The organism is Pseudomonas sp. BC42, assembly GCF_021560055.1.
In the GTDB taxonomy this organism is placed as follows: Bacteria; Pseudomonadota; Gammaproteobacteria; order Pseudomonadales; family Pseudomonadaceae; genus Aquipseudomonas.
Genome location: NZ_CP091067.1, coordinates 6,584,556 through 6,610,721 on the forward strand (window position 1 = coordinate 6,584,556; position 26,166 = coordinate 6,610,721).

The window sequence follows — 26,166 nt, forward strand, 5'->3', positions numbered from 1 at the left end:
AGCAGAATTTAAATACCGTTACGGCATATTGATATCACCCAAAAACCTAACCCGCGGATTTGCCGGGCTGGCGCCGAGCTACTACCTTTTCTGCCCTTGAGCCTGACCAGGACAATCACCATGGCCAACGCGAAGACCCCGCAACCGCTGGATCCCCATGAGCTGGTGAAATGGCTGACGGCCTTGCGCCGAGCCCTTCAAGCCACTGGCAATAGCGCTCCACTGCAGGAGCCGGCGGGTGCAGGCCTCGGCTTGCCAGCGAAGGCGTCCATCAGCTTTGCACCCGGCCTGAGGGCCTCCTCGCCGGCAAGCACAACGCCGCCCGGCCGGCGCCTGCGGCTTTTGCCGGCGCAATAAAAAACGCCGACGCTGTGCCAGCCGTCGGCGTTCAAACCTTGAAGGGGTTTATCGCATCAGTAGCCTAGTTCATCAGAACGCCGGCAATACCGCGCCGTTGTACTTCTTCTCGATGAAGGCTTTCACCTCGGGGCTGGTCAGGGCCTTGGCCAGCTTCTGGATCGCCGCGCTGTCCTTGTTGTCCGGACGCGCCACCAGGTAGTTCACGTAGGGCGAATCGGCGCCTTCGATCACCAGCGCATCCTTGGCCGGGTTCAGGCCGGCTTCCAGGGCGTAGTTGGTGTTGATCATGTCCAGGTCAACCTGATCCAGGACCCGCGGCAGCATGGCCGACTCCAGTTCCTTGAACTTGAAGTTGTGCGGGTTCTTGGCGATGTCCTTGGGCGTGGACACGGCGTTCTTCGGATCCTTGAGCTCGATCAGCCCGGCCTTCTGCAGCAGGATCAGGGCCCGGCCACTGTTGCTGCCTTCGTTGGGGATGGCGATGGTGGCGCCGTCTTTCAGCTCGGCCAGGGACTTGACCTTCTTCGAGTAGCCGCCGAAGGGTTCGACGTGCACACCGATCACGGTTTCCAGGTGCGTGCCCTTGCCTTCGTTGAAGTTCTTCAGGTACGGCAGGGTCTGGAAGTAGTTGGCGTCCAGGCGCTTCTGATCGACCTGCACGTTGGGTTGCACGTAGTCGGTGAAGACCTTGATCTCCAGGTCCACGCCTTCCTTGGCCAGGGTTGGCTTGATCAGCTCGAGAATCTCGGCGTGGGGCACCGGAGTCGCGGCAACCACCAGCTTTTCGGCGGCCTGGGCAATACCGGCGCTCAGGGCTGCCGCCAGTGCGGTGAACAACAGAACTTTTTTCATGCGATGTCCTTAGGTGTCGGGATCGACGACGGCGTCAAATGAGGTGCGTATCAGGGTGCCAGTGATGTGCCACTGCTGGCGTGAAGCGGACAATACCGAGATTTTTTATTCCCGAACAATATCTTTTATTCACGTTCATATTCCATTTTGTTCATACATCCCGCCCCACCTCCGCGCCCTGTAGCCGCTGCCGCAGGCTGCGAACGACGACGCAGTCGGCGCCAGGGGCATCGGGGCACTCCAGCAGGATCCTGGTGAACGGCTTTGCGTCTGCTGCGCAGCCGGTCGCAGCCTGCGGCAGCGGCTACACCGCCAGCAGGCGCTTGAGGGCCTGGCGGTCCGCGTCTGAACCGCTCTCGGCGATCTGCCGCAGCAGTTGCTCGATCTGCTCCAGCGGCGAGGGCGTCGGCGGCAGGTTGAGGTGCTCGGGAAGAATTTCCTCGCCGCTGCTGACCAGCAGCGCAAAGTGAATGACGTTCTCCAGCTCCCGGGTATTGCCCGGCCAGCTGTGGCGCTCCAGGGCCTGCTGCGCAGCTTCGCTGATCAGCGGCACCGGCAGGTCCAGGCGCTGGCTGTAAATGCCCAGGAAGTACTCGGCCAGGGACTCGATGTCCCCCACCCGCTCGCGCAGCGCCGGCAGTTCCAACTGGCCCTCGCTGAGGTAGCGATACAGGCGCTCATGGAATTTGCCCGCCGCCACCGCCTGGGCCAGGTCGATGCTGGTGGCCGCCACCAGGCGCACGTCCACCGGGCTCGGCTGTTGGGCTCCGACCCGGGTCACTTCGTGGTTTTCCAGGGCCGCCAGCAACTTGGTCTGGATCGGCAGCGGCAGGTCGCCGATCTCGTCCAGGTACAGGGTTCCGCCATTGGCCGAGCCGAACCAGCCGGCGCGGCTGCTGGCCGAGCCGCTGAAACTGCCGGCGGCATAGCCGAACAGTTCGGCGTCGGCGTAGGTCGGGCTGATGGCGCCGCAGTTGACCGAGACGAACAGGCCGCTGCGGTCGCTGGCGCGGTGGATGTGCCGGGCCAGCAGTTCCTTGCCGGTGCCGGTTTCCCCGCGGATCAGCACCGACACCGCACGCGGTGCCAGTTGCTCCAGCTCTTCACGCAGTTGCCGCGAACGCGGGTCGACGAACACCAGCGCCTTGGCGCGGATGCTCAGGGGGCTTTTTTCCGCATCGGGAAAGGTCAGCAACGGCTGGCCGAAAGGGGTGTGAGAACTCATGGCAGACTCCCGCCCCAGGCCGCCTGGGGACGGGGGCGCTTAAACAGGAAAAGGACGATCAGGCACGACGCAGCGCGTGCTGCTCCATGCGGTTCTGCAGGCGGTAGAGATAGGCAAAGCCCTGCTCCCAGCGCTGGTGGCCGGACTTGACGTTGATATGCCCGGCGCCGGCCAGGATCCCGGCTTCGGCGCCCCAGTCACGGGCCAGTTCCAGGGCTCGCGGGGCACTCACGGCGCTGTCGTTGTCCGAGCTGACCACCTGGCTGGGGAACGGCAGCAGGTCCCGGGGAATCGGCGCGAAATTGCGCAGCGCCGGGGCGCAGGCCGGACGCTCGACGTCCGCCGGCGCCACCAGCAGCGCGCCGCGTACCTGGCGCAGGGCCGCCAAGGGCGCGCGAGCGGCCCAGTGGGCCACGGTGATGCAGCCCAGGCTGTGGGCAATCAGGATCACCGGGGTGTCGTCGGCGGCGATGGCTTCGGCCAGGGCCGCCACCCAGTCTTCGCGACGCGGCGTCAGCCAATCGGCCTGCTCCACCCGCGCACTGTTGGGCAGGCTGTTCTGCCAATGGGTTTGCCAATGATCTTCTGGCGATCCTTGCCAGCCCGGCACAATCAAGTAGCGAATGGATTCGTTGCGCATGGGGAACTCTCCTGCTGCGTGTCTGTTCCCGAACGAGTATAGGGAGGGGATTTATATTCGTTAAGGAATAAGAAGCTATTTATTAATACCTTAAATGAATATCAAACATCCCCGCTCTCCGTAGGAGCCAGCTTGCCGGCGAAAGGGCCATCAGCTCTTGCGCAACCTTGAGGACGCCTTCGCTGGCAAGCCAGCTCCTACAGTTGGCGCAATTGCGGAGGTGTTCTTGTAGGAGCCGGCTTGCCGGCGAAAGGGCCTGCGGGCCTTGTGTCGCTCTGGCGGGCGCCTTCGCTGGCAAGCCAGCTCCTACAGTTGGCACGATTGCGCGGGTGTTCTTGCCGGCGAAGGGGGTAACGGGAGGGCGATTTCGGTGGAGGGCTTTGCGGGGGGCATTTTCGCCAGGCAAAAAAAAGGCCGCACCCTGCCAAGGAGACGGCCTGAAAAGTCGTGGCTTTGTTGCTCGGTGTCAGCGCGCGGTAATCACTGAAAGCTTGGTGATGCCCGCCCGCTCGATGGAGGCCATGGCCCGGGCCACTTCTCCGTAATTGACGCCATCGTCGGCCTGCAGCTGCACCCGCACTTGCGGGTCCTTGGCCTTGGCCGCCTGCAAGTTGGTTTCCAGCAGGTCGGGCTGGATCTCGTCCTTGTTGATAAAGAGTTTGCCGGCGCCGTCGATGCTCACCACCAGCGGGTCCTTCTGCTCCACCGGGGCCACGGCCTCGGTCTTGGGCAGGTTGATCGGGATGGCGTTGGTCAGCAGCGGCGCGGTGACGATGAACACCACCAGCAGCACCAGCATCACGTCCACCAGCGGGGTGACGTTGATCTCGCTCAGCACCTCATCGCTGTCTTGAGTGGAGAAGGCCATGTCAGGACGCCTCCTTGACTTTCTGCTGGCTGCCCTGGGCCGCAGCCTTGTGCACGCTCGGGTGGATCAGCACACGGAACGAGTTCTTCTGCGCCAGGCTGTAGAAGTCGTGGGCAAAGTCGTCCAGGTCCGCAGCCGTGAGCTTCAGGCGCCGCAGGAAGTAGTTGTAGACCAGCACCGCGGGCACCGCGACGGCGATCCCCACACCGGTGGCCACCAGCGCCGCGCCGATCGGCCCGGCCACGGTTTCCAGGCTGGCAGAGCCCGCCGCGCTGATTCCTTTCAGGGCTTCCATGATCCCCCACACGGTGCCGAACAGACCGATAAAGGGCGAGGTGCTGCCGATACTGGCGACCACCGCCAGGCCGGTTTCCAGGGAGCGGCGCTCACGCACGATCTGCTGGCGCAGGGCGCGTTCGAGACGGTCCTGGTGGTTGATCGCCTGGCTCAGGTCCGCCGCATGGGGCGCGTCACCGACCTGGATCGCCGCATAGCCGGCCTGGGCCACCCGGGCCGCCGCGCCGGGCTGGGTTTCACTCAGGGGAGCGGCGGAATCGAGGCTGGAGGCGGCCCAGAGCTGATTGTGAAACTTGCGATCCTGGGACTTGAGGCGGGCGAACTGCACGCCCTTGACCAGGGCCAGGCCCCAGGTGGCGACGGAGAAGACCACCAACAGCCAGATCACCGCGCTTTCGATGGATTCCAGTGGAGATGCCAGTAACGTCATGATGTGTTCCCTCTGTGTAAGCGTTTAGCGCGCGTTATTTGATCGGCCTTGCGGCTCAATGAATCTTGAAGTCGATGGGTACGCTGACCCAGCCGTCCTGGGCCACGTCGCCCTGCTTGGCCGGAACGAAACTCCAGCGCTTGACCGCAGCCAGGGCCGCATCGTCGAGCTGCTGGCGACCGCTGCTCTTCTGGATCTGGATCTCTCCGGGCTTGCCGCTGGCCAATACATGCACCCGCAGCAGCACCGTGCCTTCCCAACCCCGGCGCTGGGCCAGGGACGGGTATTCCGGCGCCGGGTTCTTCAGGTACGCGGCGCTGGCCGAAGCCGGGGTCACGGGGGCCGGGGCCGGTGGCGCGGGCGCTGCCGGGGCGGCTACCGGCGCCGCAGGTTGCGGCGGCGCCGGGGTCTGCTGCACCGGCTTGGGCGCGGGTTTCGGCTCGGGCTTGGGCACCGGCTTGGGCTTGGGTTTGGGCACCGGCTTGGGCGGTGGCGGCTTGACCGCCAGCTCGTCCTCCACCGGCGGTGGTGGCTCCACCACTGGCTGTACCGGCACAGGCGGAGGCGGCTCCACTACAGGCGGCGCCGGGTGCGAGAACTCGATGGTCATGGGCGGGATTTCCGGCGGCACGATGGGCAGCACCGGGGTCGGTTTCTGGCTCAGCCAGTAGATCACTGCACCGTGCAATACCAGAGCCGCGACGCCCAGGAGAATCGCCTCACGACGGCGCAATACCCCCTTGGGCGTGCGTTGCAGACGCAATTGGCCCAGCGGCGAGCGGTGAGGCCGGCCGAGGTCGACCAACTCGCCGCTCGGTGCCTGGCGCCACAGCACCTCGTGTGCACTGGCGGCGGTCTGGACATTGCCCATGGATTCACTCCCTACGATCTTTTGAATAACCCGGCAGCGGCGTTTGAACACCCCCCACGCAACGCTGCCGGGGACTCAATGATCAGTGCCCCATGCTTATCTCTTAAAGTAATCTTTCAAGTTATAGATAGATCGAAACGGAATATTGAATTCACCCTGAACAGCTCAGGCCCCGTGATTCAAGGGCTGTAGCCAAGAGGGAAAAACGCCATGCCTTGCAGGCATTGAAAATATTCCCGCAAAGCATCGAAGCAGGCCTGTTAGTGCAAAAAAAAATAGAACCCCATTGCACTCGAAACCAACTTCAGCGCCCATGTACTTAATTAACTTTACAAGCGGACACGACAAAGCCGCTGAACCGGCACGCCACCTTATATAAGGCAGCGCGTATTCAGCGGCTGATTATTATCGAGTTTGTTATTGCTTGACGAACTCACCGCTCAGGCCGACCACATCGCCGCTGAAGTTGCTACGGGCACCGGAGGCGCGCAACCGGGAATAGTTGTGGTCGGGTGAAAACAGCGCCCAGGCCTGGTAGCCGTAGCCATCGTTGTAGCCGGATACATTGATGATGGTCGGCTGCCCGGTGCTGTTCTGGAAGTGGTAATGCCCGGCGACGCTGTACTTGACCCCGGCCTGGGTCAACTCACCGCTGAACGAACCGTTGGAGTCGTTGCCGTCGGTCACGACCAGACGGGCGTCAGCGTTGGAGTTTACATAGGTTCCATTGATGCTCGACATAATGCGGGTTTCCTTATGCGGTTGAATGTTTCGTCCAATGAAGCAAGTTCCTCCTGGAACTCACAAACCCAGCATGGTCGGCGTTTATAACTCTGTCCAAAACAAACTTTCGCAACAACTAATTAAATAGCTATAGCCTGCAATCGGCTCTCTATAAGTTATGACCGAAACAAAAGCACTTATAACTTCCCGGTGTTTTCAACTTGCGGCTTGACGCTGGCCACGGCCCTCAACTGCTCTTGTAATGCCTTGCCGGCCCGACTCAAGCCACTGCCGGCATACAGCGCCAGGCGCACGCCCTGGATATCCGGCAGGCCGCTGGCGGCGTCGAGTATCCGGTGGCCCTTGCCCAGCACCCGCACCGGCAACAGGCTGATGCCCAGCCCCGCCGCCACCGCCGAACAGACGCTGGCCAGGCTGGCGCTGGAATAGGCGATGCGCCACGGCCAGCCGCCGACCTCCAGGTGGTGAAGCATTTCCTGGCGATACAACCCGCCCACCGGAAACGCCACCAGCGGCAGCGGATCGCGGCCCAAGGTTGGCTGGCGCAGGCTGTCGACCCAGCACAAAGGCTCGGGCCAGGACTCCAGGCAGTCGTCGCTGTGGCCCATCTGCTTGACCAGCAACAGATCGAACTCGCCACGGCGGAACTGGCGCAGCAACTCAGGTCCCAGACCGCTGGTGACCTCCAGGCGCACCGCCGGATAGTCCAGGCCAAAGCGCGAGAGCAAGGGCATCAGGCGCTCGGCGGCAAAGTCTTCCGGCACGCCCAGGCGCAGCACCTCTTCGCCGCGCTGGTTGACCAGCACATCACAGGCCTCTTCATGCAGCGCCAGGATGCGCCGGGCATAAGCCAGCAGGCGCTCGCCCTCCACCGTGGCCACCACCCGGCGCTGGTCGCGGTCGAGCAACTGGCAGCCCAGGCTCTCTTCCAGGCGCCGCACCTGCTGGCTCACCGTGGACTGGGTCAGGTGCAGGCGCTCGGCGGCGCGGGTGAAGTTCTGGCTGTCGGCCACCGCGACAAAACTGCGAAGCAACACGGGATCCAGCATCGCGATCTACCATCCTCAATGCCACTGATTGGCATGGTTATATTTAATTTCAGAATACCCAGGGCCATCACCATACTCGCCTTTCATTGGCAGGAACGGGAGGTTCTGATGCAACTCAAGCGCTTTCTGAAATGCGGCCTGATCGCCACCGGTCTGCTCACGGCGGGGCTGGTCATGGCCAGCGATGGCTCGTTGCTGGAGGCGGTGCGCCAGGGTCAGCTGCAACAGGTGCAACGGTTGCTTGAACAGGGCGCAGCACCCGACGCCCGGGGCCTGGACGGCAGCAGTCCGCTGCTGCTGGCCACCCGCGACAACCGCATCGACATCGCCCGCGCGCTGATCGAAGCCGGGGCCGACGTCAACCGCAAGAACCTGATCCAGGACAGCCCCTACCTGCTGGCCGGCGCCAGCGGCCACAACGAAATCCTCAAGCTGACCCTGGCCCACGGCGCCGACCTCAAGAGCACCAACCGCTACGGCGGCACCGCGCTGATCCCGGCCTGCGAACGCGGGCATGTGGAAACCGTGCGCCTGCTGATCGCAGCCGGCGTCGAGCTGGACCACGTCAACCACCTGGGCTGGACCTGCCTGATGGAAGCCATCGTGCTGTCCGACGGCGGTCCGGCGCACCAGCAGATCGTCGCCCAACTGATTGCCGCCGGCGCCGACCTGAACCTGCCGGACCGCGCCGGCCTCAGCCCTTTGCAACAGGCCGAACGCCGTGGCCAGCGGGCCATCGCCAAGCTGCTGCGCGAGGCCGGCGCCACCTGAAGCCCCCCTTTTTAGGAACCTTGCATGCACGACGATCAACACTACCTGCAACGGGCCGTTGAACTGGCCCGGCACAATGTCCAGCAGGGCGGCCGCCCGTTCGGCGCACTGCTGGTGCGCAACGGCCGGGTGCTGGCCGAGGCGGTGAATGAAATCCACCTCAGCCAGGACCCCACCGCCCACGCCGAAATGCTCGCCATCCGCGCCGCCAGCCGGCAACTGGGCCCGCGCCTGGACGACTGCGTGATCTACGCCAGCGGCCAACCCTGCCCCATGTGCCTGGCCGCCATGTACCTGTGCGGTGTGTCCCGCGCGGTGTTCGCTGCCAGCAATGAACAGGCGCAGCCGTTCGGCCTGTCCACCGCGGCCATTTACCAGCAACTGGGCAAGCCCCTGGAAGCTCAGCGCCTGCCGCTGCTGCACCTGCCCCAGGCGGCCATGACCGCCCTCTACCAGGACTGGCAGGCGCGCCATGCAGCGAACTGAATCGGCCTTCAAGACCTTCGCCGGCTGGGCGCTGCTGGTGTGCCTGGGCCTGAACCTGCGACCGATCCTCAGCTCGGTCAGCCCGTTGCTCAACGAGATTCGCGGCGCCACCGGCATGAGCTTCCAGAGCAGCGCCTGGCTCACCAGCCTGCCGGTGATCTGCATGGGCCTGGTGGCCTTGCTCGGTGTACGCATCGAAGCCCGACTCGGCGAACGCCGTGGTGTGTCCCTGGGTTTGCTGCTGGTGTTGCTGGCCTGCCTGGTGCGGCTGTTCTTCGGCCAGGCCGCGGCCTTGCTCGCCACCGCCCTGCTCGGCGGCGCCGGCGTGGCCTTGATCCAGGCCCTGGTGCCGGCGCTGATCAAGCGCCAGTTCCAACAGCGGGTGGCCCTGGCCATGGGCGTCTACTCGGCCTCGCTGATGGGCGGTGGCGGCATCGCCGCCCTGCTCAGCCCGCAGCTGGCCAGCCACTTCGCCAATTGGCAGGTGGGGCTTGGCGTCTGGGTGCTGCCGGCCATGGCCGCCCTGCTGCTGTGGCTGTGCCTGCCCCTGGGCGCCGACCGCCGCAACGGCGCCCAGCCCTCCGGGGCCGGGCTCTGGAACAACCGCCGCGCCTGGTTGCTGGCGTTGTATTTCGGCTTGGTGAACTGCGGCTACATGAGCATGGTGGCCTGGCTGCCGGCCTACTACCTGCAGCTGGGTTGGAGTGCTACCCAGAGCGGCTCGCTGCTGGCCTTCATGACGATTTTCCAAGTCACCGCCGCCCTGCTGATGCCGGCCCTGGCCCAGCGCAGCAGCGACCGCCGCCCACTGCTGGGCATCAGCCTCGCGGCCCAGGCAGCAGGTTTTCTCGGGCTGGTGCTGTGGCCTTTGCAAAGCCCGCACCTGTGGGTGGCGCTGATCGGCTTCGGCCTGGGAGCCTGCTTTGCCCTGAGCCTGATCCTGACCCTGGATCACCGCCGTGATCCCCGGGAAGCCGGGCAACTGGCGGCCTTTGTCCAGGGCGTGGGTTTTCTGCTCAACGCCGTCTCGCCGTGGCTGAGCGGCTGGCTGCGGCAAGTCACCGGTAGCTTTGCCAGCGCCTGGTGGGTGCTGATCGTGGGTGTCCTGGCGATGCTGCTGTTGACGCGAATTTTCAGCCCAGCCAGTTATCAGGCCAGGGTCACTATCGGCACTGTCGCGCCAGCGACCTGAGCGCGACCGTCAATCGATGCCGCCTGGCGGACAAGCGTCAAGGTACGGATCAGCCCTCGATCCGCCACTGCAATGCATCCAGCACATCGCAGCCGTCCTGCAGCAGCAGGTGAGCGGCATTGGCCACATGGCTCAGGTCTTGATCGGCAACACCCTTGATGCTCAGGCAGTTGAGACTGTGCATCAGATCGCGAGTGGCCTTGATCCGCTGCACAGCGCAGCCATAGAGATCGGCCGGAGGGGCGGCAGGGTTGAGGTAGAGCACCGGGGTGGGGGTGAGATTGCTTTGTAGCGGGGTGAACTCGGACATGGATAACACTCCTTAGCCGAACGCGACCATCATGAAAATCAGGAACTGCCCCAACGTCTGATGGGCAGTTGATGCGTCCATCATTTGTTTTCGACCGGCTAAGATCGGCCACCGATGCGTCGGTGACAGGCCGGACTATAGGCAGGAGGTCCTGGCGGAACAATCGCCGAAGTATTGCCATTCCCTTCCATCGACCCCGGCGCCACGTAGAATCCCTTCGCGACAATCAGCACGCACTCAATCAAGGACACGAAGCCCCCATGGACGCCGCAACGATCAGCCGCCTGGTACAGGGCATGGGCCTCACCTACGAAGAGCTGGTCGCCCAAGGCGAAAGCATCGAGCGCCCGACGGGCAAGCTCTACGACGAATTCGAATGGCTGACCGTGATCGTCGAACCCGGCCTGATGCTGGACTTCCGGGAAGACAGCCTGGCCCTGGAAAAGGTCCTGATCGAACTCATGCCCCTTGAACAGGGGCGCTCGTTCTACAGCGGCGAACTGCCCGCCCCGTTCTCACGCAGCATGACCCGCACCGACATTCACGACCTGCTGGGCACGCCCCTGCGCTCGGGGGAACGCACGCCATCAGCCGATGGGCAACGCACGCTCAACGCCTGGGAGAGCTACCGCCTGGCGGAGCACCTGCATCCCGGTGCGCGGGTTGGATTCGTCTATAGCGTCGATGGGCGAATCAAGGTCCTGTCGTTCGACTTGCTGGAGCCAAAGCGCGACTGATTCGACCGCACCACGTAGCTCTTTAGGATTCGCGGCGATCCGCCAGGCGTCAGAGGACCGGCGCGAGAGCGCCAAGCAAGGCCCTGCGGTCCTTTTCGCAGCCTCGCAGGCTCGGCAGCGGCTACAGGAAACGTGGCGGCCGGTAGGCCGCCGCAACGCACGGCCCGACAACACAGGCACTAGCCAAAGGTTTTCATAAACGGCTCGGCACAGTGCCGGATCGCCCGACGACATGCGGTGCCCGTTCGCCCCATTCGGCCGATCGGCTCAACACCCGCTCCAGTGCGTCCAACTGCCCACGAATGACCTCTTGCGGACGAGCCACATCACAGACCTTGGCGAACTCCAGCAACCCCTGCCGCGAAGCAAACAGGGACTTGTTGCCCAGCAGATCCAGGGCCAGCACGTCCTGCGGGATGTAGGCCGTGGTGTTGACGATGTCGTAGGCCGGCGCTAGCCGTGCATCGCGCTGGCCAGGATCGGAATACAACAACCCGAAGTTCTTCAGGTGGGCATCGCCATTCCCCACCATGCAGCTCAGGCTGACCATGGCAAACAACTGCGCCAGTGAACCCGGCACCTGCTCAGGCGGGCAGAACAGGCGAACGGCCTTGGCAATGGCCGAATAGCTCTTGCTGTATTTCTGCTCCGCACCCAGCCCCATCAACGCCGCCATGTCTTCAAACCCCAGGCAACCGAGCTGCTCGTCCCGGTCGAAGCGGCGCATGACAAACAGTTTGGCGTTATCAGAGAGGTAGAACTCGGGCACCGCCATCCCCGCCTCCCTGGCCACCGACATGCACAGGAACTCGTTGATCGCCAACCCCGGAAACTCATCCCGGCCGCTCTTGATGATCAACTCTGAGGTGTTCGAGGTAAAACGCTGCGACGCGGCGTCATGCCGCTCCGGCACCATGACCTTGGGCTGCACGCCGGATATCCCGGCACGCAGGATGTAGCGGTCCACCAGGTCGGCAAAGATGTCCTCGGCGCCATCCCACGCGAGGATTTCTTCAAGTTTTTCCCCAGGAAACTGCTGTCGCTGCAACAGCCCATCGACTTCGGGCGAGCTCACCGCGACCCGCCCGATCGGCGCGCTGCTGCCGGACAGCGCCAGCAGTAACATCGGGTCGACCTTCACCACCTTGGCCAGGCGGTTGCGCAGTTGCTCCAGCACATAGCCTTCGGGCAGGTTCATCTGAAAGATCGGGTGCAACTCCCGATAACGGTATTCATCCAGCCGCACAGGCATCAGCAGACTGATTGCCGCCTGTGCCCGAGCATCATCGTGATAGCGAAACAGATAATCGCCAGCGCCACGGTGGATTTTCCCGCTCTCACCGGCCGGGGTGGCTACCTGCAGCACCGTGGCCATCAGTCGAACACTCCCTGGATCTCGTCCAATGTGGGCATCGCGGCAGGCACCAGGGTGAATTCACAGTCCAGGGCTCCCAGCACCCGCGCATAGGCCGCCATGCCCACCGACAAGTCGCCCCGCTCGATGGCGATGACCTTCTGCCGGGTCACGCCGGCCAAGGCGGCCAGGCTGGCTTGGGTCAGGCCACGGTGCAGACGACGCTGGCGAACCTGCTCGCCAAGGCGCGCGGTGATAAGAAGGTAGTCCATGTTCTGTATACGTAACAAAATTGATTGAATGTAACGTATACCTAACATGGCGAAAAATCAAAGGGACACTGTGGGGGCTCACACTCCGTGGCGGCGGGTGAAAGGCTTCGATAGTGGATATGTACTCCCTGACTGTCGCAAGCACAGGTTTTACGGCCGCTACGCGCCCGAGCGGGAGCAAGCTCCCTCGCCACAACATCATTCCAGGCGGCTAGACGAGAACAATTCTAGAGAAATAAATTATTGTAATTCGATAATTATTTATCAATAATCAGCCACCCCCAAGTTTTGCAAGGAATAACGCATGCACTCCCAAATCAACGGCTCGGCCCAATACCGCTTGCGACGGGTCGGCCTGCTGGCCGCGATCCTGGCCTGGGTCATGGGTGTCGTCGAGGTCGGTGGCAATGCCGGAATGTGGATCTACAACAAGGACCAGGTCCTGGGCGCCCTGCTCAGCGTCTTCGCCGACCACTCGCCCCGCCTGCTGGAAGCCGACTTCAAACTCTCCTCCGCAAGCTTCACCCTGCTGGTGATTCTCGACTTCCTGCCCCTGCTGCTGTCGAGCTTCGCCCTGTACCTGACCGGGGTGTTCTTCCTGCGCCTGTCGCGCGGCGAAACCTGGAGCGATCGCAACATCCGCATCCTCTGGCGCGTGGGCATGTTGTGGATCGTCGCCCCGGCGACGTTCCCGATGATGGAAACCCTGCAAGGCCTGGCCCTGTCCCTCGACCTGCCGCCCGGCCAGCGCATCCTGCAGATCTCCGCGGGCTTCTCGTCCTACGCCGCCTACGAGGTGGTCAAAGGAATCTTGCTCTGCTCGTTTTCCATTATCATGCGCGACGCCAAAGTCCTCAGTGATGAGCACAGTCACTACATATAGAACAATGAGATGACCATTATCGTTCGGCTTGACGTTGTCATGGCTAAAAACAAGATTCGCTCCAAAGAGTTGGCCGCCATCCTGGGCATTACCGAGGCGAATCTGTCGTTGCTGAAAAATGGCAAGGTCAAGGGGATGAAAATCGAGACCCTGGACAAACTCTGCGCTGCACTCGACTGCCAACCCGGCGACCTGCTGGAGTATCAGGCCAGCGAGCCTGCGTAACCCCCCGCGTTTGTTCGAACCGAGTCTCGATCGTTAAAGCCTTATCCATTCCTCACGTTGCACATTGGCTTATTCATGACTCGCTACCTGCTCTGCCCGCTGTTTCTGTTCGTCCTGCTTTTGACCGGCTGCGCCAACAAACTCGAAGTGGCGATCGACGCCACCCCGGCCCAAGACTATTACTTCGACCCCAAGGCTCCAGTGCTGGTGACCGTCAACAGCGCCAAGGACGCCCAGGGCCTCAAGGCCAGTTACTACCTGCGCGACATGGTCGCCGCCCTGCACGGCATGGGTTTCACCCAGGTCTACACCGAGTCGTCGTTGCCGAAAAACCACCCGCCGTTTCGCATGAACATTGCCCTGGACGTGGGCAGTAAAAAGACCAGCTACCGCTACACCGCCACCGACTACGGCCAGGTGCCCAGCAGCACTAAAACCACGTGCATGCCCGGCAAGAACCAACAGACCGTGTGCACCAGCACCCCAACGATGTCCTACCGTGCCATCGGCTCCTCGGAGCGCACCGGCTACACCACCCTGTCGACCTTCAATATCAAGGCCAAGGACGAGCAGAGCCGGCGCACGGTGTTCCTGCTGCGGGCCTCGTCCTATAACGAGGACTGCCAGGACGCCAAGGTCGAGGATTTCCTGGTGCAGGAAAGCCTGGACAACCTGGACTTCCGTAACCGCGTGCAGCGCAAATACACGGTCACCCTGCCCGAAGGCCACAGCTGCAACTAAGCGCCTACCGCGCACCAAGCGACACGCTTACAATCGCCCCTCGCCGCCCGCCCGATTCCCCCTCGCGCGGGCACAACCCCCTCAACGACAAGGCGCAGGTCGAACATGCCCCTGGACTGGACTGCCTGGGAAATCGAACCCGGATCGGCGGTGAACGAACAGCTGATCGCCCAAGTGCAGCAACGCCTCGGCCTTGAGTTTCCGTCGCTGTACCTGGAGCTGGTGCAATACGCCGCGGCCGCTACCCCGGGGATCGGCACCTTCCGCTATGGCAACGCCTACACCTGCATCAGCGAGTTCTTCGAGTTCGGCCTGAGCAACCAACCCTGGAGCCTGCTCTGGTATGCCAGTCCGGGCCGCGTGCCGGGACTGCCCGCAGGCTGCCTGCCGATTGCCCGGGATGCCGGTGGCCTGCTGATCTGCCTGGACTTCAACAGCCCGAGCGTGGCGGTGGAAATCTTCGATCCCGACAGTGCCAGCCGCTACCCGGTGGCCGCCGACTTCAAGGCCTTTGTCGAACTGTGGCAGCCATGAGCGCACCGCAAAAATGGATAGTGGTGCCCACCAGCAAGGCCGCCATGCAGCGCCTGGATCTGGACCAGTGCCTGCCGGGCGACCTGGAGGAACTGGCGCTGTCCCCAGAGCAGTGGGCGCTACTGTCCCGCAGCGACCTGCTACCGCGTTTGAACCGCGCCCTGGGCAGCCTGATCGACGACTACGAAGACGCCTCGATCCAAGGCCAGGCCGCCCTGGCCACGGCGCTGTCGATCCTCACCCGGACCGCGACGGTGGAGGATGAACTTATCCACAGGCTCATCGCCCTGAATCGCCTGGCCCTGGAACGGGACACCGGCCTGTTCTTCTACTTCTGAAGTCCTCCCCAGAGCGGCTCCCGCGCCTCATTGGTGGCGAGGGCGCTTGCTCCCGCTAGGGCGCCAGCCCGACCCAAGCCGGGCCACGGCACGGCCTCACAAGCTCAGATCCCCGCGCTGGCACTGGCCTGCTTCAACCCCAACTCCGGCACGCTCACCGCGGTTTCCGAACGCGGTGTGCCCTGGGGCACCCAGTCGTAGCTCACCGGCAAGGCGCGGTACACCCAGTTGCTGACGGCCTCGCTGCCCGGGGCCTTGCCCAGGTAGGGGCTGACGTATTCCCAGACGATCTCGCCGCCAGCCGTGACCTGGAAGAAGCGTCCGTTCATGCCCTCATCGATCAGCGTGTTGCCGTTGGGCAAACGCCGCGCGCTGCTGATGAACGAGCTGTAGAAGGCCCAGCCCGGCTGCCGGGAACTGGCGGCGCTGTACTGCCAGACAATCTCGTTCCTGATCGGGTCGATCTCCAGCACCCGGGAGCCGGCAATCAGCCCCAAAGGCACCGAGGGGTAGCCGGCCGTGCCCTGGTTGTCGAACACCAGCAGGTGCCCGGCGCCCGGCAAGCCGGCAGGAATGATGTGGGCGTCATGCTGGCCGACAAACTGGTCCACCGGGCGCGGTACCTTGGCCGCGGTCTTCGGGTTGATCGGCGCCAGGTTCGGCCCCAGGCGCCAGACCACCTTGCCGCTGTGCTTGTCGAGGATGGCGATGAAGTTGGCGTTGCGTGAATCGATCAACAGGTTGTCCGGGGCGAAGCGTTTATCGCCGCCGTCAAACCACTGGTTGGGGCCCACCACGCTGAGGTTGTTGATGTGCAGGTAGTCCGGGTTGTCGCTGCCGTACACCAGCTTCAATTGCGCCGGAGTAAAGCCGAATTCCCTGAGGTGCTCGGAGGCCAGCCACTGCCATTTGACCTGGCCGTCGGGGCTGACCTCATAGATCGCATCGTCGATCACCTGGGGCACCTTGAACCCCGCCACCTTGTGCACCTTGTTGGCCAGCACCAGGGTGTTGCCGTTGCCCAGGCGGCGCTGGTCGTGGTGCTGCTGGGCGGCGCCGCCCGGGGCCTGGTCGCCCCATTGCCAGAGCACCTTACCGTTCCAGTCCAGCTCGCCGACGCTCTGGTTGCCCAGGCCATTGCCCGCCGAACCCAGGGGGCCGGGATCCTTGTCCTTGAGCTGCAACAGCACCCGGCCGCGCTCGCCGTTCACCAGCTGCGGGTCGATGATCGCCGAGGGGAAACCGGCTTGCGGCCAGTGCTTCACCTCGTTGCCGTTCATGTCGATCAGGTGCGTCTGTTTGTCGGCGCCGCTGAAGATCACGTACTGGTTATAGGCCCTGGCCGGATCGTAGCGGGTCACTCCGGTGGGGTAGACGCTGGGGGCGGCCTGCACCGCCGAAGCCAGCAGGTTGGCGGCAATCAGCCAGGGCAAAACGCTTTTGACACGCAGCATGACGAGCACTCCTGTTCAGGTCGAAGGGCGCCGGCAGACCCGGCGCGAGATACGTGAAGCCGGGTTTCAGAAGTCGTAGCGTCCGGTCACGCCCAGGGTTCGCGGGGTGCCCAGCAGGCCTTCGTAACCGCCGTTGCCGGCAGTCCAGAGGGTGGTGTAGTAGGTCTTGTCGAAGGCGTTCTTCAGCCACAGCGAGACGTCCCACTGGCCCTGTTCGTAGTTGCCGCGCAGGCCGGTGGACAGGTTGACCACGGCGTAGCTGGGGATCTGCCCGTAAGCGGAATCTTCCACGGTGCCCACGGCCTTGGAGCGGAAGGCGTAGCTGGCGGTGACGTACTCTTCCAGGCCGTTGTCCAGGTTCCACTTGTATTCGCCGTTGGCGTTGCCGATCCATTTCGAGGCGCCCACCACTTGGTGGCCGCTGAGGTCGCAGGAGGCCGGTGCTCCCGGGCGCAGGCTGACTTCCGGCGGGCACGGCGCATCCTTGTAGGACAGGTAGCGCACGTCGTTGTAGGAACCGTTGAGGTTCAGGGTCAGGCCGCGGATCGGCACCAGGGTGCTTTCCACTTCCACCCCGCGCGAGCGCACCGACCCGGCGTTGGTCAGGTACTGCACGCGGTTGGCATTGTCGTAGGCGTTGGTCTGGTAGCCGTTGACCTGGGTCCAGAACAGGTTGGCGTTGAGTTGCAGGCGGCGGTCCCACAGGGTGCTCTTGAACCCCAGCTCGGCGTTGTTGGCGCGCTCGGTGCCGATCAGCAGCGAGTCGGCCCCGGCGGTCGGCGCCGAGCCCACCGCCAGGTTGACCCCGCCGGACTTCTCGCCATGGGACAGGGTGGCGTAGCCCAGCAGGTCATCGGTGAAGCGGTAGCTGAGGTTGAGCAGGCCCGAAGGGCTGGTGCTGTACTGGTTGAGGTCGCCCGAATCATAGGCCCCGGCACGGCCACGACGGGCGTTGGCGGCGGCACCGGCCACCGCGGCGCCGCCCAGCGGCGCGTTGCGGCTGACCCAGGCGCTTTTTTCCTCGTAGGTGCCGCGCAGCCCGGCGGTGAAATCCAGGCGCTCGGTCAGGTGCCAGGTGCCCTGGGCGAACAGGGCGAAACTGTTGGTCTGGATATGCCCGTTGCCGATGCTGGTGACGTTGCTCAGGGCCCCGGCCGGGGTGCCGTTCCAGATGTCCGCCTTGGGCCCGTAATAGGCGAAGGATTTGTTGTCCAGGTCGGAGCCGAAGTAGTAGGCGCCCAGCACGTAGTCGAAGAAGCCGCCAGTGGGCGAGGCCAGGCGGAATTCCTGCGACCACTGTTTGTCTTCCACCGACACCCCGGCGTTGTAGCTGGCCGGCACGTTGAGGCCGTCGTCGTTGCGCGGGGTGAAGTTCCACCAGCGGTAGGAACTGACCGAGGTCAGGGTGAAATCGCTGGGCAGGGTCCAGTTGGCCTCAAGCGAAGTGCCGCCCTGGAACACCGTGACATGCTGGTCGTTGTCCAGGTTGACCTTGCGGTGCGAGCCGTTGACCAGGGTCGCCCCGGCCGCCGCCGCGCGGGACTCGTAGACGTTGGTGCCGTTGATGGTCGGCCCGGTGCTGTACAGCACCCGGGTGCCGGCGCTGGAATCCTCTTCGTTGTAGTCGCCGATCCAGCGCAGGTTGAAGCTGTCGTTGGGCTTGTACAGCAGTTGCCCGCGAAAGCCCTGGCGCGATCCGCCATTGAGGTCATGGCCGTCGAATTCGTTCTTGATGTCGCCGTCGCTGCGGGTGCGGTAGGCGGAAAAACGCCCGGCCAGCTCATCGGTCAGCGGCCCGGAAATCGTGCCCTTGGTCTGGAAGTAGCCGTCCTCGCCGAGGGAAGTTTCGATGCTGCGTTCCGGGGTGAAGCTCGGCGCCCGGGTGCTGATGTTGATCACCCCGGCGGTGGTGTTCTTGCCGAACAGGGTGCCCTGGGGACCGCGCAGCACTTCCAGCTGCTCGATGTCCATCAGGTCGAACACCGCCATCCCCGGCCTTCCCAGGTAGACGTTGTCGATGTACAGCCCGACGCTACCTTCCAGGCCATCGCTGGCCGGGTTGTTGCCCAGGCCGCGGATCGACACGCTGGACTGGCGCGCATGCATGTAGGCGACGTTGACGCTGGGCACCAGTTGCTGCAGATCCTGAATGCGGTACACCCGCTGGCTCTCCAGGGCCTGGCCGCCCACCACGCTCATGGGCGTGGGCACGTTCTGCGAGCTTTCCTCGCGGCGCCGGGCGGTCACGGTCACCGTCTGCAACTGGCCGTCATCGGCCTTGGCCTTGCTGGCGCTGCTCTTGGCCGGCACGGCATCCGGCGCCGGGGCGTCTTCGGCCCAGGTCGGCGTCCAGCTCGCGCTGCCGGCCAGCAACAGCGCCAGGGGCAGGCGCTTGAGCCGCCGGGGCGAGAGGGGTGAAGCGAGGGACAACGGGCTCATGGGCGGCTCCTGGTCAGAAAATATACAGCCTCGTATATTCCTTAAAGTTATTTATTTATGTTTTTACAAAGATTTACTGCATAAGAGATTGCCTTTATAAGGAGTCGACCTAATGCATAGCCAATGCATTTCCCCGATATTTTTTATGTGAAAAATGCATATCGACCTGCGCCAGCTCCGTCACTTCATCGCCCTCGCCGAACAGCGCAGCTTTGTCGCGGCCGCGGCGGCGGTGAACCTTTCGCAATCGGCCTTCAGCCGCAGCATCCAGGCCCTGGAACACAGCGTCGGCTGCCAGTTGGTGGATCGCGGGCGCAAGGACCTGGCCCCGACCAAGCAGGGCCAGTTACTGCTGGAACATGCGCGTCGGCTGGTCAGCGGGGCCCAGCAGATGGCCAACGAGATCAGCCAGTTCAATGGCCTGGAGGCGGGAGAGTTGCGCTTCGGCTGTGGCCCGGCGCCGGCCTCGGGCTTGATCCCCCGGGCCATCGGCAGCTTTATCGGGCGCTACCCCAAGGCCCGGGTGCAGTTCCAGGTGGATGACTGGCAAAGCCTGAGCAAGCGCCTGCTCAGCGAAGAGTTCGAATTCTTCGTGGCCGACACCCGCCACTTCGAGGCCGACCCGGATTACCTGACCCAGCGCCTGCGCCCGCGCAAATGGCATTTCTGCTGCCGCGCCGGGCATCCGTTGGCCCAGCGCGACAGCGTCAGCGCCAGCGAACTGATGAGCTACCCGCTGGCGGTGACCATCCGCCCGCCGAACCTGCGCAAGGTCATCGTCGACCTCTGCGGCAAGCCGGACTTCACGCCCAATGTGGAATGCGAAAACAGCTACAGCCTGCTGGGGGTAGTGCTGCGCTCGGACGCCATCGGCATCGTCGGCTCCTACAGCGACGCCTTGCACAACGCCAAGGGCGAACTGGTGTGCCTGAAGATCGACGGCCTGGCCGACGACCTGGAAGAGCTCTACACCCGCTACGGCATCGTCAGCCGCGCCGGCTACCGCCTCTCGCCCCTGGCGGCGGCGATGATCGAAGAGATCAAGGCCATCGACGAACAGGACGAAGCGCTGCCGTCTCTCGACAACCTCGCCGTCTGAGCCCCTGACTGGCGTCCTGCCCCGACACTCGCCCCCTGCACTTGCACCCGTAGCCGCTGCCGAGCCTGCGAGGCTGCGAACGAGGACGCAGTCCTCGCCCCGGCCATCCACGGCAAATCCCCGGCGGCCGCTGCGCGGCCGATCGCAGCCTGCGGCAGCGGCTACAAGGACCTGAGCGATGCACGCCCTGCATCGAAACTATTCGGCAAATGCGCTTGCCGGGAGGCCCCGCCGGAGGCGAAAAAACGCGCCTGTCTTCCCCTCGGTGAACCCCATGTCCAATACCCCTTCCCCCGTGCGCAACGTGCTCTACATCATGTGCGACCAGCTGCGCCGGGATTACCTCTCGTGCTACGGCCACCCGCACCTGCACACCCCGAACATCGATCGCCTGGCCGCCGCCGGGGTGCGCTTCAGCCGCGCCTACACCCAGGGCACCATCTGCGGCCCGTCGCGCATGTCGGCCTACACCGGGCGCTATGTCAGCAGCCATCAGGTGGCCTGGAACGCCGTGCCCCTGCCCCTGGAAGAGTTGACCCTGGGCGACTACCTGCGGCCCCACGGCATCCGCACCGCGCTGGTGGGCAAGACCCACGCCACGCCCAACCTCGACGCCTTGCAGCGCCTGGCCATCGACCCCGACAGCCCCCAGGCCGAGGCGCTCAACGAGGTCGGCTTCGAGCCCTACTTGCGTCACGACGGCATCTACCCCGACGACCCGATATTCGACGACAAGCGCGATGCCGCGCCCTACACCCATTACCTGCGCAACCTCGGCTACGACGGGCTCAACCCCTGGCACGACTGGGCCAACGCCGGGGCTGGCGAACAGGGGCAGATCCTCAGCGGCTGGAAAATGCGCAACGCCCACCTGCCGGCCCGGGTCGCCGAAGCCCATTCGGAAACCGTCTACACCACCGACCGCGCCATCGACTTCATCGGCGAACAGGGCGAGCAGCCCTGGTGCCTGCACCTGTCCTACATCAAGCCGCACTGGCCCTACATCGCGCCGGCTCCGTACCACGCCCTGTATGGCCCCGGGCAGATCATTCCGGCGGTGCGCGCCGCGCCCGGGCAGCTCAGCGACCACCCGGTCTACGCCGCCTTCCGCCAGCATGAAGAGAGCCTGAACTTTTCCCGGGATGAAGTCCGCCTGAACGTGGTGCCCACTTACATGGGCCTGATCAAACAGGTGGACGACCAGTTGGGCCGGCTGTTCGATTTCCTGCAGAGCAATGGCCGCTGGGACGACACCCTGATCGTCTTCACCAGCGACCACGGCGACTTCCTCGGCGACCACTACCTGGGGGAAAAGGAGTTCCTGCTGGAGCCGGCGGTGGGCGTGCCGCTGATTGTCCGCGACCCGCGGGCGGCGGCGGACAGCCGCCGTGGCAGCGTGGATGAGCGCCTGGTGGAAACCATCGACGCCCTGCCAACCTTCCTCGACGCCCTGGGCCTGCCGGGGGCCGAACACCGCCTGGAAGGCCGCTCGCTGATCCCGCTGCTGCACGGCGCGACACCGGACTGGCGCCGCTACGCCATCAGCGAATACGACTACGCCTTCCAGGCCCCGGCCCGGGAGCGCCTGGGCCAGCCCATCGACCGTTGCCGCATGACCATGGTGCGCAGCGAACGCTGGAAGTACCTGGCCTATGACGGCTTCCGCCCGCAGCTGTTCGACCTGCACAACGATCCCCAGGAACTGCATGACCTGGGGGCCGACCCGGCCTACGCCGCGGTGCGTGAAGAACACCTGGGGTACTTGCTGGAATGGCTGCGCGGCCTGAAACGCCGCACCACCATCAGCCATGAAGAGATCGATCTGCGTGGCCAGCGTTTTCGCTACGGCGAACCGGAAAGCGAAAAGCTGGTGCAGATCGGCGTGTGGTAACCCCCGGCAACCTTCCATCCCGTAGGAGCCGGCTTGCCGGCGAAGAGGCCCTCAAGTATTGCAGCGCTCTCAGAGGCGCTTTCGCTGGCAAGCCAGCTCCTACAGCAGGCAGGTCCATCGCGTGAATTCTCGTAGGAGCCGGCTTGCCGGCGAAGAGGCCCTTGAGCCTTGCAGCGCTCTCTGGGGCGCCTTCGCTGGCAAGCCAGCTCCTACAGTGGGCAGGTCCATCGCGTGAATTCTCGTAGAAACCGGCTTGCCGGCGAAGAGGCCCTCAAGTATTGCAGCGCTCTCAGAGGCGCCTTCGCTGGCAAGCCAGCTCCTACAGTGGGCAGGTGCATCGCGTGAATTCTCGTAGGAGCCGGCTTGCCGGCGAAGAGGCCCTTGAGCCTTGCAGCGCTCTCAGGGGCGCCTTCGCTGGCAAGCCAGCTCCTACAGTGGGCAGGTGCATCGCGTGAATTCTCGTAGGAGCCGGCTTGCCGGCGAAGAGGCCCTTGAGCCTTGCAGCGCTCTCTGGGGCGCCTTCGCTGGCAAGCCAGCTCCTACAGTGGGCAGGTGCATCGGGTAAATGCCCGTAGGGGCTTGAGGGGGCGGGTCAGAGGCCATTGATGGTCTGGCTGCGCTGGCCGTGGACGCCCACCGGGACGTCGCCCTTGAGGGTCACGCGGCGCACGATGCGGTCCTGGGTGCCGTAGTCGTCCACGGCGTAATGCTGGGTCGAGCGGTTGTCCCAGATCGCCACGTCACCGGCGCTCCAGCGCCAGCGCACGGTGTTTTCCAGGCGGGTCACGTGGCTTTGCAGCAGGTTGAACAGGTGCGCCGAATCGGCTTGGGAATAACCCTTGATGCGCTTGACGAAGTGCCCCAGCACCAGGCTCTTTTCGCCGCTTTCGGGGTGCACGCGGACGATCGGGTGTTCCGTCTCGAATACGGTGGAGGTGAACACTTTACGGTAGCGCTCCAGCTTCTCCGCCGAGACGTCGGGCTTGGCCCCGGCGTAGTCGTATTCGTTGCTGTGCACCGCCCAGAGTTTGTCCGCCAGCTCTCGCAGTTCCGCCGGGAGTTCGTTGTAGGCGGTGGCGGTGTTGGCCCACACCGTGTCGCCGCCTGCGGCCGGGGCCACCACCGAGCGCAGGATCGAGGCTTTCGGGTAGGCGTCGACGAAGGTCACGTCGGTGTGCCAGGAGTTGGCCCGCTGGCCCTCGGCGCCGTCCAGCTCCAGCAGGTAACGGGTGCCGTCGCGCACCGGCACGGTGGGGTGGGCCACCGGCTCGCCCAACAGGTGGGAGAAGGCTTCCTGGCTCTGGTCGTCGAGGTGGGTCTGGCCACGGAAGAAGATCACCTTGTACTGCACCAGCGCCTGCTGGATGGCGTCCACGGTGGCGGCATCAAGGTCGCCGGACAGTTGCACGCCACGGATCTCGGCGCCGATGCGACCGGCTACCGGGTAGATCTCAAGGGCATCAACAGCGGGTTTAACGGCTAAGGCGGCATTGCTCATCAGGTACACCCTCATCGACTGCTTACGGTTGGAACCGCCGCGAAACAACGCTCTATCTATATTCAATTTAGATCTAATAGATAACTACATGCTTCGTTGACGGAATAAGAGCTTGCATTTAAAACCTCAGCCTCACTCGTCGCAAATGCCTTCGAGCTATTTTTCGGATGCCGGGAAAGCATATGGATCTTCGCCAATTGCGTTACTTCATCGCCCTCAATGAACACCGCAGTTTTGTCCGCGCCGCCGACGCCATGGGCATCACCCAGCCGGCTTTCAGCCGCAGTATCCAGGGCCTGGAACAGGAGTTCGGCTGCGTGCTGGTGGACCGAGGCAACAAGGACCTGCGCCCCACCCCGGAAGGCCAGGTGGTGCTGCAGCACGCCTTGAGCCTGGTGCAGGGCGCGGCCTTGCTCAGCAGCGAAGTGACCCAGATGACCAAGCTCGACGCCGGTGAGGTGCGCTTCGGCTGCGGCCCGGCGCCGGCGGTGAAGCTGGTGCCCGACGCGGTGGCGCAGTTCAGCAGCGCCCACCCCAAGGTGCGCACCTGCTTTGCCGTGGATAACTGGGAGAAACTCAGCCGCAGCCTGAACCGCGAAGAGATCGAGTTCTTCATCGCCGACATCCGCCATTTCGAAGCCGATCCGAACTACCAGACCCAGGCGCTGACGCCCAAGCGCGGGGTGTTCTTCTGCCGCCCCGGGCACCCGCTGTTGGCCAAGGAAAGCCTGTCCACCAACGACATGTTCGACTACCCCCTGGCCACCACCCTGATTCCCCCGGGGATCCGCAAGCTTTTGGCCAACCTCAGCGGACGCATCGACTTTTCACCGACCATCGAGACTGAACACTTTCCGGCGCTGGTGAAGATCGTCCGCCAGTCCAACGCCATTGGCGTGGGCACCGCCGAGGCCTTCGCCGAAGACATCGAGCAGGGGTCGCTGGTGCTGCTGCACTGGCGCAACCTGCCGCAGAACATCGACAGCCTGAACGCCCGCTGCGGCATCGTCAGCCGCAGCGGTTTTCGCCTGTCGCCAGCGGCGCGCAAGTTGATCGAAGTGCTGGTGGCGGTCGACCAGCAAAGCCACGGCATCGCCGTCTAACCCTGTAGCCGCTGCCGCAGGCTGCGAACGACGACGCAGTCGGCGCAAGACGGCACCCGGTTCCACCAGATAAACCGCGTCGCCGGCCCCAGCGGCCCCCACGATGCCGAACGCAACCTTGTAGCCGCTGCCGCAGGCTGCGAACGACGACGCAGTCGGCGCAGTCGGCGCAAGACGGCACCCGGTTCTTCCAGATAAACCGCGTTGCCGGCCCCAGCGGCCCCTGCGGTGCCGGGCGCAGCCTGCGGCAGCGGCTACAGGGAGGAGGTTACAGGCCGGCGGCGGCGAGTTGCGGGGCGACCCAGGCCTCCACCTTGAACGGCTTGCGGATCAAGCGTTCCTTGGCCGCCAGGTCCACCGAGTCCTGCAGTTTGCCGAGGAACACCGGGTCCAGGGTAGAGGGGAAGATTTCACTCAGGCGCTGGTCCTTGAGGTCTTCCTGCAGGATCACCGGCGGGTAGCTGGCCAGGCCCGACACCAGTTGGATGTAGGCGTCCTTGTTGCTGTCCTGGGTCAGCCACTCTACGGCCTGCTGCTGGGCCTTGAGCAGTTTTTCCACGGCCTCGGGGTGCTCGTCGACAAACTTGCCGGCGCCCACCAGCACGCTCTGCACGCTGCCGGCGCCGCCCAGGTCCTTGGTGCTCAGGGGCAGTTCGGCCAGGCCCTTGCTGCGCAGGGCCGAGAGCCCGGTGCTGCCCCAGGAGGCGTCGATCTGCTTGGCCGCCAGGGCCGCCACCGCCGCGTTGAAGTCGAGGTTGACCACTTTCAGGTCCTTCTCGCTCAGGCCCCGGCTGGCCAGGGCCGCGTCGAACGACAGCTGGGTGGCGGTGCCCCGGAACACCGCCACGCGCTTGCCCTTGAGGTCTTCCAGGGTCTTGATCCCCGAGCCCGGCACCACCCCCAGGTAATGCTTGACCCCACGGGCCGAGGCGCTGAGCAAACGCGTATCCAGGCCGTTGGACTTGCCGATGATGGCCGCCAGGTCGCCGAGATAGGCCAGGTCCACCTGGCCGTTGGCGAAGGCTTCGTTGATCACCGGCCCGGCGCCCTTGAAGAAATTCCACTGGATCTGGATGCCCTGGTCGGCAAAGGCCTTTTCGAAGATCTGTTGCTGACGCAGCACGTCCACCACCCCGCCGCCACTGTGCTGGGTGCCGGCGCTGAGGTCGGGCACGGCGATGCGGATTTCCTTGAGTTCGGCGGCCTGGGCCAGCAGCGGCAGGCAACCCAGGAGCCCCGCCAGGGCCGGCGCGGCGAACAGGCTGATGACGCGTTTGAAGGGAAGGTTCATGGGTGCGGCTCCTGATGGCAAAGGCTGTGAGGAGCAGAAGGTAGGCACGGAATCGATCAACCTTTAAATACTATAAATTCACATTTTAATAACCATATTGAATAACCCAGCAGCCACGGGCGCCTCCGGGGACATGCATGAAATGCATGAAAAATATTCTTCAAATGCATTGGATGCGTGTCGGCCAACCAGCCTTAAATGGCTTCTCTTAT

At 64.2% G+C, this 26,166-nt stretch carries 26 protein-coding genes and 1 pseudogene; 12 read left to right on the forward strand and 15 right to left on the reverse strand.

Translation table 11 applies throughout. The features are described from left to right. Positions 1-429: 429 nt before the first annotated feature. The 8 genes from L1O02_RS29750 to L1O02_RS29785 all read right to left on the reverse strand — a co-directional run bounded on the left by L1O02_RS29750 (position 430) and on the right by L1O02_RS29785 (position 7,336). The gene (locus L1O02_RS29750) at positions 430-1,212 is read right to left on the reverse strand and encodes a MetQ/NlpA family ABC transporter substrate-binding protein (RefSeq protein WP_060836999.1); all 783 of its coding nucleotides are present in this window, start codon (positions 1,210-1,212) and stop codon (positions 430-432) included. A gap of 304 nt (positions 1,213-1,516) precedes the next feature. Then, positions 1,517-2,437, reverse strand: coding sequence for a sigma 54-interacting transcriptional regulator (locus L1O02_RS29755; protein WP_060836998.1), 921 nt, complete (start codon positions 2,435-2,437; stop codon positions 1,517-1,519). Between the two features lie 58 nt (positions 2,438-2,495). Further along, a complete protein-coding gene (locus L1O02_RS29760) occupies positions 2,496-3,077 on the reverse strand; it encodes an alpha/beta hydrolase (RefSeq protein ID WP_060836997.1) in 582 nt (193 codons plus the stop codon). A 466-nt stretch (positions 3,078-3,543) separates the two neighbouring features. Then, complete coding sequence (locus tag L1O02_RS29765) at positions 3,544-3,945, reverse strand: biopolymer transporter ExbD (protein WP_011058607.1); 402 nt, start codon at positions 3,943-3,945, stop codon at positions 3,544-3,546. 1 nt (position 3,946) lies between these two features. Further along, positions 3,947-4,672, reverse strand: coding sequence for a MotA/TolQ/ExbB proton channel family protein (locus L1O02_RS29770; RefSeq protein ID WP_235759246.1), 726 nt, complete (start codon positions 4,670-4,672; stop codon positions 3,947-3,949). 55 nt (positions 4,673-4,727) lie between these two features. Then, a complete protein-coding gene (locus tag L1O02_RS29775; protein WP_060836995.1) occupies positions 4,728-5,543 on the reverse strand; it encodes an energy transducer TonB in 816 nt (271 codons plus the stop codon). A 417-nt stretch (positions 5,544-5,960) separates the two neighbouring features. After that, on the reverse strand, positions 5,961-6,284 hold the full coding sequence (locus L1O02_RS29780) for a hypothetical protein (protein ID WP_016963092.1): 324 nt from the start codon (positions 6,282-6,284) through the stop codon (positions 5,961-5,963). A gap of 179 nt (positions 6,285-6,463) precedes the next feature. Further along, positions 6,464-7,336, reverse strand: a complete 873-nt coding sequence (locus L1O02_RS29785; RefSeq protein ID WP_108545820.1) for a LysR substrate-binding domain-containing protein — start codon at positions 7,334-7,336, stop codon at positions 6,464-6,466. Between the two features lie 108 nt (positions 7,337-7,444). On the opposite strand from L1O02_RS29785, the gene L1O02_RS29790 reads away from it, so the two are divergent. From L1O02_RS29790 to L1O02_RS29800, 3 genes are read left to right on the forward strand one after another with little or no spacing between them, the layout of a single operon-like run. Beyond that, positions 7,445-8,107 (forward strand): ankyrin repeat domain-containing protein, encoded by a 663-nt coding sequence (locus L1O02_RS29790; RefSeq protein ID WP_235759248.1) that lies wholly within the window; start codon positions 7,445-7,447, stop codon positions 8,105-8,107. Between the two features lie 24 nt (positions 8,108-8,131). Continuing rightward, positions 8,132-8,593 carry a nucleoside deaminase gene (locus L1O02_RS29795; protein WP_235759250.1) on the forward strand — a complete coding sequence of 154 codons (462 nt, stop codon included), beginning with the start codon at positions 8,132-8,134 and terminating at the stop codon, positions 8,591-8,593. Next, a complete protein-coding gene (locus tag L1O02_RS29800) occupies positions 8,580-9,785 on the forward strand; it encodes a CynX/NimT family MFS transporter (RefSeq protein ID WP_235759252.1) in 1,206 nt (401 codons plus the stop codon). Before L1O02_RS29795 ends, L1O02_RS29800 begins: the two co-directional genes overlap by 14 nt. Before the next feature lie 49 nt (positions 9,786-9,834). On the opposite strand, the gene L1O02_RS29805 is transcribed toward L1O02_RS29800, so the two are convergent. Then, the gene (locus L1O02_RS29805) at positions 9,835-10,095 is read right to left on the reverse strand and encodes a hypothetical protein (RefSeq protein WP_060836990.1); all 261 of its coding nucleotides are present in this window, start codon (positions 10,093-10,095) and stop codon (positions 9,835-9,837) included. A gap of 260 nt (positions 10,096-10,355) precedes the next feature. Between L1O02_RS29805 and L1O02_RS29810 the strand changes: the two genes are divergently transcribed. Beyond that, positions 10,356-10,832: a DUF6392 family protein gene (locus L1O02_RS29810; RefSeq protein WP_235759254.1), complete on the forward strand. Its 477-nt coding sequence runs from the start codon at positions 10,356-10,358 to the stop codon at positions 10,830-10,832. A 179-nt stretch (positions 10,833-11,011) separates the two neighbouring features. Here the strand turns inward: L1O02_RS29810 and L1O02_RS29815 are convergent. Together L1O02_RS29815 and L1O02_RS29820 are read right to left on the reverse strand one after the other, a co-directional pair. Next, positions 11,012-12,207, reverse strand: a pseudogene (locus tag L1O02_RS29815) (type II toxin-antitoxin system HipA family toxin). Then, positions 12,207-12,458, reverse strand: coding sequence for a helix-turn-helix domain-containing protein (locus L1O02_RS29820; protein ID WP_016963101.1), 252 nt, complete (start codon positions 12,456-12,458; stop codon positions 12,207-12,209). The pseudogene L1O02_RS29815 and the gene L1O02_RS29820 overlap by 1 nt, the downstream one beginning before the upstream one ends. A 304-nt stretch (positions 12,459-12,762) precedes the next feature. On the opposite strand from L1O02_RS29820, the gene L1O02_RS29825 reads away from it, so the two are divergent. The 5 genes from L1O02_RS29825 (at position 12,763) to L1O02_RS29845 (ending at position 15,179) form a co-directional block, all read left to right on the forward strand. Next, positions 12,763-13,341, forward strand: coding sequence for a hypothetical protein (locus L1O02_RS29825; protein WP_060836987.1), 579 nt, complete (start codon positions 12,763-12,765; stop codon positions 13,339-13,341). A 9-nt stretch (positions 13,342-13,350) separates the two neighbouring features. Continuing rightward, entirely contained in the window at positions 13,351-13,566 is a 216-nt protein-coding gene (locus L1O02_RS29830; RefSeq protein WP_016963103.1) for a helix-turn-helix transcriptional regulator, read from the forward strand. Positions 13,567-13,641: 75 nt separating this feature from the next. Beyond that, positions 13,642-14,307 (forward strand): hypothetical protein, encoded by a 666-nt coding sequence (locus L1O02_RS29835; RefSeq protein WP_060836986.1) that lies wholly within the window; start codon positions 13,642-13,644, stop codon positions 14,305-14,307. Between the two features lie 105 nt (positions 14,308-14,412). Next, positions 14,413-14,841, forward strand: a complete 429-nt coding sequence (locus L1O02_RS29840) for an SMI1/KNR4 family protein (protein ID WP_235759256.1) — start codon at positions 14,413-14,415, stop codon at positions 14,839-14,841. Continuing rightward, positions 14,838-15,179 (forward strand): hypothetical protein, encoded by a 342-nt coding sequence (locus L1O02_RS29845; protein WP_235759258.1) that lies wholly within the window; start codon positions 14,838-14,840, stop codon positions 15,177-15,179. Before L1O02_RS29840 ends, L1O02_RS29845 begins: the two co-directional genes overlap by 4 nt. A 104-nt stretch (positions 15,180-15,283) precedes the next feature. Here the strand turns inward: L1O02_RS29845 and L1O02_RS29850 are convergent, their stop codons facing one another. Then, positions 15,284-16,633, reverse strand: coding sequence for an aryl-sulfate sulfotransferase (locus L1O02_RS29850; protein ID WP_235759260.1), 1,350 nt, complete (start codon positions 16,631-16,633; stop codon positions 15,284-15,286). Between the two features lie 66 nt (positions 16,634-16,699). Continuing rightward, positions 16,700-19,072: a TonB-dependent receptor gene (locus L1O02_RS29855; RefSeq protein WP_235759262.1), complete on the reverse strand. Its 2,373-nt coding sequence runs from the start codon at positions 19,070-19,072 to the stop codon at positions 16,700-16,702. A gap of 154 nt (positions 19,073-19,226) precedes the next feature. Here L1O02_RS29855 and L1O02_RS29860 point away from each other — a divergent pair, with 154 nt between their 5' ends. Both L1O02_RS29860 and L1O02_RS29865 read left to right on the forward strand, forming a co-directional pair. Continuing rightward, entirely contained in the window at positions 19,227-20,171 is a 945-nt protein-coding gene (locus L1O02_RS29860; protein ID WP_060836983.1) for a LysR family transcriptional regulator, read from the forward strand. A gap of 274 nt (positions 20,172-20,445) precedes the next feature. After that, entirely contained in the window at positions 20,446-22,062 is a 1,617-nt protein-coding gene (locus L1O02_RS29865; RefSeq protein WP_235759264.1) for an alkaline phosphatase family protein, read from the forward strand. A gap of 592 nt (positions 22,063-22,654) precedes the next feature. On the opposite strand, the gene L1O02_RS29870 is transcribed toward L1O02_RS29865, so the two are convergent. Beyond that, entirely contained in the window at positions 22,655-23,560 is a 906-nt protein-coding gene (locus tag L1O02_RS29870) for a TauD/TfdA family dioxygenase (RefSeq protein WP_235759266.1), read from the reverse strand. 182 nt (positions 23,561-23,742) lie between these two features. Between L1O02_RS29870 and L1O02_RS29875 the strand changes: the two genes are divergently transcribed. Then, entirely contained in the window at positions 23,743-24,663 is a 921-nt protein-coding gene (locus L1O02_RS29875; RefSeq protein WP_060842142.1) for a LysR family transcriptional regulator, read from the forward strand. Between the two features lie 268 nt (positions 24,664-24,931). On the opposite strand, the gene L1O02_RS29880 is transcribed toward L1O02_RS29875, so the two are convergent. Further along, positions 24,932-25,954 carry an ABC transporter substrate-binding protein gene (locus tag L1O02_RS29880; RefSeq protein WP_060836980.1) on the reverse strand — a complete coding sequence of 341 codons (1,023 nt, stop codon included), beginning with the start codon at positions 25,952-25,954 and terminating at the stop codon, positions 24,932-24,934. Positions 25,955-26,166 lie beyond the last annotated feature (212 nt).

What these genes read in the sequence shown, in the direction of transcription:
- L1O02_RS29790 (WP_235759248.1), top strand. Translation starts at nt 7,445, where the DNA reads ATGCAACTCAAGCGCTTTCTGAAATGCGGCCTGATCGCCACCGGTCTG.
- L1O02_RS29870 (WP_235759266.1), bottom strand. Translation starts at nt 23,560, where the DNA reads ATGAGCAATGCCGCCTTAGCCGTTAAACCCGCTGTTGATGCCCTTGAG.
- L1O02_RS29830 (WP_016963103.1), top strand. Translation starts at nt 13,351, where the DNA reads ATGACCATTATCGTTCGGCTTGACGTTGTCATGGCTAAAAACAAGATT.
- L1O02_RS29760 (WP_060836997.1), bottom strand. Translation starts at nt 3,077, where the DNA reads ATGCGCAACGAATCCATTCGCTACTTGATTGTGCCGGGCTGGCAAGGA.
- L1O02_RS29800 (WP_235759252.1), top strand. Translation starts at nt 8,580, where the DNA reads ATGCAGCGAACTGAATCGGCCTTCAAGACCTTCGCCGGCTGGGCGCTG.
- L1O02_RS29865 (WP_235759264.1), top strand. Translation starts at nt 20,446, where the DNA reads ATGTCCAATACCCCTTCCCCCGTGCGCAACGTGCTCTACATCATGTGC.
- L1O02_RS29785 (WP_108545820.1), bottom strand. Translation starts at nt 7,336, where the DNA reads ATGCTGGATCCCGTGTTGCTTCGCAGTTTTGTCGCGGTGGCCGACAGC.
- L1O02_RS29780 (WP_016963092.1), bottom strand. Translation starts at nt 6,284, where the DNA reads ATGTCGAGCATCAATGGAACCTATGTAAACTCCAACGCTGACGCCCGT.
- L1O02_RS29845 (WP_235759258.1), top strand. Translation starts at nt 14,838, where the DNA reads ATGAGCGCACCGCAAAAATGGATAGTGGTGCCCACCAGCAAGGCCGCC.
- L1O02_RS29820 (WP_016963101.1), bottom strand. Translation starts at nt 12,458, where the DNA reads ATGGACTACCTTCTTATCACCGCGCGCCTTGGCGAGCAGGTTCGCCAG.
- L1O02_RS29835 (WP_060836986.1), top strand. Translation starts at nt 13,642, where the DNA reads ATGACTCGCTACCTGCTCTGCCCGCTGTTTCTGTTCGTCCTGCTTTTG.
- L1O02_RS29860 (WP_060836983.1), top strand. Translation starts at nt 19,227, where the DNA reads ATGCATATCGACCTGCGCCAGCTCCGTCACTTCATCGCCCTCGCCGAA.
- L1O02_RS29880 (WP_060836980.1), bottom strand. Translation starts at nt 25,954, where the DNA reads ATGAACCTTCCCTTCAAACGCGTCATCAGCCTGTTCGCCGCGCCGGCC.
- L1O02_RS29840 (WP_235759256.1), top strand. Translation starts at nt 14,413, where the DNA reads ATGCCCCTGGACTGGACTGCCTGGGAAATCGAACCCGGATCGGCGGTG.
- L1O02_RS29805 (WP_060836990.1), bottom strand. Translation starts at nt 10,095, where the DNA reads ATGTCCGAGTTCACCCCGCTACAAAGCAATCTCACCCCCACCCCGGTG.
- L1O02_RS29770 (WP_235759246.1), bottom strand. Translation starts at nt 4,672, where the DNA reads ATGACGTTACTGGCATCTCCACTGGAATCCATCGAAAGCGCGGTGATC.
- L1O02_RS29825 (WP_060836987.1), top strand. Translation starts at nt 12,763, where the DNA reads ATGCACTCCCAAATCAACGGCTCGGCCCAATACCGCTTGCGACGGGTC.
- L1O02_RS29765 (WP_011058607.1), bottom strand. Translation starts at nt 3,945, where the DNA reads ATGGCCTTCTCCACTCAAGACAGCGATGAGGTGCTGAGCGAGATCAAC.
- L1O02_RS29755 (WP_060836998.1), bottom strand. Translation starts at nt 2,437, where the DNA reads ATGAGTTCTCACACCCCTTTCGGCCAGCCGTTGCTGACCTTTCCCGAT.
- L1O02_RS29850 (WP_235759260.1), bottom strand. Translation starts at nt 16,633, where the DNA reads ATGCTGCGTGTCAAAAGCGTTTTGCCCTGGCTGATTGCCGCCAACCTG.
- L1O02_RS29775 (WP_060836995.1), bottom strand. Translation starts at nt 5,543, where the DNA reads ATGGGCAATGTCCAGACCGCCGCCAGTGCACACGAGGTGCTGTGGCGC.
- L1O02_RS29810 (WP_235759254.1), top strand. Translation starts at nt 10,356, where the DNA reads ATGGACGCCGCAACGATCAGCCGCCTGGTACAGGGCATGGGCCTCACC.
- L1O02_RS29875 (WP_060842142.1), top strand. Translation starts at nt 23,743, where the DNA reads ATGGATCTTCGCCAATTGCGTTACTTCATCGCCCTCAATGAACACCGC.
- L1O02_RS29750 (WP_060836999.1), bottom strand. Translation starts at nt 1,212, where the DNA reads ATGAAAAAAGTTCTGTTGTTCACCGCACTGGCGGCAGCCCTGAGCGCC.
- L1O02_RS29855 (WP_235759262.1), bottom strand. Translation starts at nt 19,072, where the DNA reads ATGAGCCCGTTGTCCCTCGCTTCACCCCTCTCGCCCCGGCGGCTCAAG.
- L1O02_RS29795 (WP_235759250.1), top strand. Translation starts at nt 8,132, where the DNA reads ATGCACGACGATCAACACTACCTGCAACGGGCCGTTGAACTGGCCCGG.